The sequence below is a fragment of the Streptomyces sp. NPDC004667 genome, assembly GCF_040609475.1.
Taxonomy (GTDB): Bacteria; Actinomycetota; Actinomycetes; order Streptomycetales; family Streptomycetaceae; genus Streptomyces.
The window spans coordinates 1-4,718 of the sequence record NZ_JBEXKC010000187.1 but is presented as its reverse complement, the minus strand read 5'-3'; the positions used below and the strand labels follow the sequence as shown (position 1 = coordinate 4,718).

4 protein-coding genes and 1 pseudogene are annotated in these 4,718 nt (G+C 72.9%); all 5 read left to right on the top strand.

Annotation, left to right across the window (positions count from 1 at the left end):
- Positions 1-617: CGA synthase-related protein (gene blsF, locus ABZW32_RS38845; RefSeq protein ID WP_356225507.1), on the top strand; the 617-nt coding region annotated here is incomplete at its 5' end.
- 142 nt (positions 618-759) lie between these two features.
- The gene (blsG, locus tag ABZW32_RS38840) at positions 760-1,926 is read left to right on the top strand and encodes an arginine 2,3-aminomutase (RefSeq protein WP_356225506.1); all 1,167 of its coding nucleotides are present in this window, start codon (positions 760-762) and stop codon (positions 1,924-1,926) included.
- Positions 1,923-3,104 (top strand): DegT/DnrJ/EryC1/StrS family aminotransferase, encoded by a 1,182-nt coding sequence (locus ABZW32_RS38835; protein WP_356225504.1) that lies wholly within the window; start codon positions 1,923-1,925, stop codon positions 3,102-3,104. The genes blsG and ABZW32_RS38835 overlap by 4 nt, the downstream gene beginning before the upstream one ends.
- Positions 3,101-4,342, top strand: a complete 1,242-nt coding sequence (locus tag ABZW32_RS38830) for an ATP-dependent carboxylate-amine ligase (RefSeq protein WP_356225502.1) — start codon at positions 3,101-3,103, stop codon at positions 4,340-4,342. The genes ABZW32_RS38835 and ABZW32_RS38830 overlap by 4 nt, the downstream gene beginning before the upstream one ends.
- A 106-nt stretch (positions 4,343-4,448) precedes the next feature.
- A pseudogene (locus tag ABZW32_RS38825) lies at positions 4,449-4,718 on the top strand (MFS transporter); the annotation flags it as partial.

Genomic DNA, 4,718 nt, shown 5'->3' with positions numbered 1-4,718 from the left:
GGCCGGGGTGGCTGCCGTCGTGCGGGCCGCCGGCCCGGGGAACACGGCCCACCGGGGTCCTCGCACCGCGGCGCACCGGCCGGAGCCGCAAGCGTTCGGGCACACTGCTGCTGCTGTCGCTGTGGTGCGTACCCGACGCCGACGCGGCCGCCTTCGCGTCCGGAGCACTGCGGGACCTGGCCGCCGCCGCGGTGCGCCGCACCGGTGGCTGCACCGTGGTGGCCGACACCGGGTTGGAGCTCCTGCGGTCCGCCCTCCGCGAGCAGCCCGCCGTACGGGTGCTGCGGGCCGCAGAGGCCGACCCGGACGCGCTCCACGCCGACGCCGCCGTGTTCCTGGCCTCGCCGGTGCTGGGGGCGCTCGCGCTCGCCCAGGCACGGCGGGCCCCGCTGGCCCTGCTGCCACCGCTCGGGGCCGCCCAGCGGGACCTGGCCGACCGGCTCTCCGAGGTCCTGCCGCTGCCCTCGGCGGACGATCCCGCCGATCCGGCCCTGTGGGGGCCGTCCGCGGCCGCCGGGGCAGGCCCGTGGCACCTGCTCGACCCGGCCCTGGACGACCTGCGCGGCGCGCAGCGCGTCGCCCGCACCCTGCGCCAGCTCGCACTCGCCCCGCTGTGAGCCCGCCGCCCGTCCGTCAGCCCGCCCGACAGCCCGCCCGCCCGTCAGCCCTTCTCGACGTACTGCCCCGTCAGCCCGCCGGCCCGGCCGCACCGGTCGCAGGCCACCTCGTCCACGTCCTCCGCGTCGTGCTGGAGCCGCCATGTCCGACACCCTTCGCGAACCCGCTGCTGCCACCCGCCCCGAACTGATCCGCCCCAGGGTCCCGGAGACCGACTGGGACGACTGGCGCTGGCACATGCGCCGGCGCATCACCAACGTCGCCAAGGCCCGGCAGTGGATCAACCTCAGTGCCGACGAGGAGGAGGCCATCGCAGGGGTGGCGGGCAAGTACCGCTGGAGCGTCACCCCGTACTACGCCTCGCTGATGGACCCGGACGACCCCGGCTGCCCGGTGCGGCAGCAGGCGGTGCCGGCACTCGGTGAGCTGATGGAGTTCCCCGGGGCCGAGGTCGATCCGGTCGGGGACACCTACTACCGCAAGACCAACCGGGTGGTGCACAAGTACCCGGACCGGGTGATCATGCTGATCACCGAGGCCTGCCCGGTCTACTGCCGCCACTGCACGCGCAAGTTCCACACGACCGACGTCGACGGCACCTACTTCCGTGACGACGAGGGCGGCTCCTTCGACGAGGACCTGCGCTACATCGCCGACCATCCCGAGATCCGGGACGTCCTGCTGACCGGCGGCGACCCGCTCTCCTACCAGGACGGCAAGCTGGAGGAGATCATCGCCGGACTCCGGGCGATCCCCAGCGTGGAGATCATCCGGATCGGCAGCCGGTTCCCCGTGCTGTTGCCGCAGCGGATCACCGACGACCTCTGCTCGATGCTGTCCCGCTACCACCCGGTCTGGCTGAACACCCACTTCAACCACCCGAAGGAGATCACCCCGGAGGCCTCGGCGGCCGTGGACCGCCTGCTGCGGCACGGGATCCCGGTCGGGAACCAGACCGTGCTGCTGCGCGGGATCAACGACGACGTGGCCACCATGCGCACCCTGATGACCGAGTTGCTGCGGATCCGGGTCCGGCCCTACTACCTCTACCACTGCGACAACGTCACCGGGGTCTCGCACTTCATGACGACGGTGGAGAAGGGCTGGGAGATCATGGACGGCCTGCAGGGCCACATCACCGGGTTCGGCGTCCCCCAGTACGTCCTGACCACCCGGATCGGCAAGATCCCGATCGCACGGCCCTCCTTCACCCCCACCCCCGACGGCCTGCTGCTCCGGAACTACCGAGGCCAGGAAATGGTCGTCGGCGGTGACGCGCAGCCGATCACGGAGTCCGACACACCATGAGCACACTCGACAAGCGGCTCGGCCAGCGCTTCCTGCCCTACGGGGCGAACTACCTCGACTGGTCCGACATGTCGGAGCTGCGCGAGGTGATCGAGCACCAGGTCCTGTTCCGGTACCAGACCGAGAGCGAGAGCATGGCCTGCCGCCTGGAGCGGACCGTGGCCCAACGCCTGGGCGCGGGCCGCGCCCTGGCCGTGCACAACTGCACGGAGGCGCTGCGGCTCGCACTGATCTCCACCCGCCCCGCCATCGGCGACCTGGTGCACATCCCGGCGGTGACGTTCGTCGCGGTGGCCGGCGCGGTGCTGTCCTGCGGCCTGATCCCGGTGCTGGTCGACGCCGACGACTCCCTTTCCATGGACCCCACGCTGCTGCCACCGGACGCCCGGCGGGTGATCACGGCCCACATGGAAGGCACCGTGGCACCGCTGCCCGCGGACGTGCCGTACCTCATCGAGGACTGCGCCCAGTCCCTCGGCGCGCGTTTCCCCGACGGCCGGTACGTCGGGACGGCCGGCTACGCGGGGACGTACAGCTTCCACCACAACAAGGTCCTCACCTCGGGCGAGGGCGGTCTGGTCGTCACCGGCGACGACGACGCCTGGGCGACCATGCGCCGCTACCACGACCACGGCTCCGCGCGGGTGCCGGGCCACTACCCGACCTGGAACGAGGACGCCCACTTCGGGGAGAACTTCGTCACGAGCGAGCAGGTCGCGGCCGTCCAGTGCCAGCAGTTCCGCCACCTCGACGAGCTGCTCGCCGGCCTGGAACGGATGTACGCCATCGCCATGGCCGAACTGCCCGACCGGACCGACCTGGTGGCCCTCCCCCGGGCCTGCGGCGACGTCAAGGTCAGCCTGCGGTTCCGGTGCGAGAGCAGGGAGCTGCGGGACGCCTCGGTGGCCGCGCTCACCGCGGCCGGCATCGCCAACTGGACGCTCGGCAAGTACCTGCTGCCCGAGCATCCGGTGCTCACCGGCCGCCGTTCGCTCTACCGGGACGGCTTCCCGTGGAACCACGCCCCCGAGGGCCCGCTCGTTCTCAGCCGCGACGGCTTCGCCCGGACCAGGGACCGGCTGGAGCGCACGCTGTGCGTGCCGCTCTCCCCGGAACTGCCCGAGGAGGAGCAGGCCCTCGCGGCCAAGGCCGTCCGCCAGGTGCTGGAGGCGGTGTGAGCGGCGCCGAGGTGTTGCTGATGGTGGACGACCGGCCGTCCTCCTTCACCCGCTACGCGGCCCGGGAGCTGGCCGGCCGACTGGTCCTGCTGCGGTTCGCCGCAACCCGCGGGGACCTGCCGGAGGACCACCTGCTCGAAACCGCGCACCTGCCCGCCTTCTGGGTGCGCGAGGGTGCGGCGGCGGCCGGGGAGGCCCGGCGGTACCGGGAGTGGGCCGCCGGGCTGCCGGTGGCGCCCACCCGGTTCTGCAACCCGTCGGAGCCCCGGCAGGCCGAGGCCCAGCGGTTCGCGGCGCTGGCCGGACTGCCGCACCTGACCGAGCGGCAGGTGGCCCTGGTCCGCGACAAGGCGGTCATGAAGGCCTGCTTCCGGGAACTTGGCCTGCGTACGGCGGAGTTCGCACGGGTACGGTCCCACTCCGAGGTCGAGCGGTTCGCGGACGGGCACGGCTGGCCGGTGGTGCTCAAACCGGTGGACTCCTTCGCCTGCGTGGACACCCACCGTCTGACCGGGCCGGGCGACCTCGCCGGGATCGACCTCGCGGCACGGGAGTGGATGGTGGAGGCGCACCTCGGGGGTACCGAGTGGGAGGTCTGCGCGATCGTCCTCGGCGGCGAGGTCCTCGACGCGTGGCCCAGTGCCATGCCCTGCCGGCCGCTGGACATCGTCGACGGCGCGATGAACGCCAACATCAGCATCGCCACCGGCGAGGGTCCGCCGGTCGACCTGCGCGCACTCGTCCAGCGGATCGTCACCGGAATGGGGATCGACCACGGCTACGCCCACATGGAGTTCTTCCTGATCGACGGCGAGGTGTACGCCGGTGAGATCGGCGTCCGGCTCGCGGGCTGCGAGATCCCCGCCAACCACGGCCACGCGTACGGCTTCGACGTGTTCGGCGCCACCCTGGCGGTCTACCTCGGCCGGCGGCCGGAACTGGACTACCGCGAGCGCCGCTGTGCGGGGGACCTGCTGCTGCCGCTCCCCGGCTCCGGAACGATCCGGCGGATCACCTCGCGGGAGGAACTCCTGGACATGCCCGGGGTGGTCGACGCCGTCCTCAAGGTCCGTGCCGGCGACGCGGTGACGGCCCGACGGGCCTCGCACAACGCCTCGGGGTACGCCCACGTCGTGGGGGCTTCGGCCGAGGAGGTGGAGAGCCGTATGCGCGAGGTCCTCTCCCGGTTCGACATCGAGGTGGAGGCGGCGCGGGAGGCCGGCGCCGTCCCCCTCTGATGCCCGCCGCCCACCATCCAGGCCGCCCGCTCGCCGCCGCAGCAGCAGCAGCAGACCGGCACCCGACTCGGCCGCCCCGCGCGGCCATGGAACGGAGACCCGACACGTGACCCGCGGCCTGCCCCGTCGCTTCCTCGACCTGCTCACTCGCCCCCGGGTGCGGGGGGCCGCCTGGTGGAGCGTCGTCTCCAGAGTGCCGGTCTACCTGATGTCGCTGGCCCTCGTCCTGACCGTCCGCGAGCAGGGCGGCAGTTACGCCCAGGCGGGCCTGACCGCCGCGCTGTACACGCTCGGGATGGCCCTCGGCAGCCCGCTGATCGCCCGCCGACTCGACCGCGACGGCCGCGCGGCCGTGCTGACCGCGACCGCCGTCGCC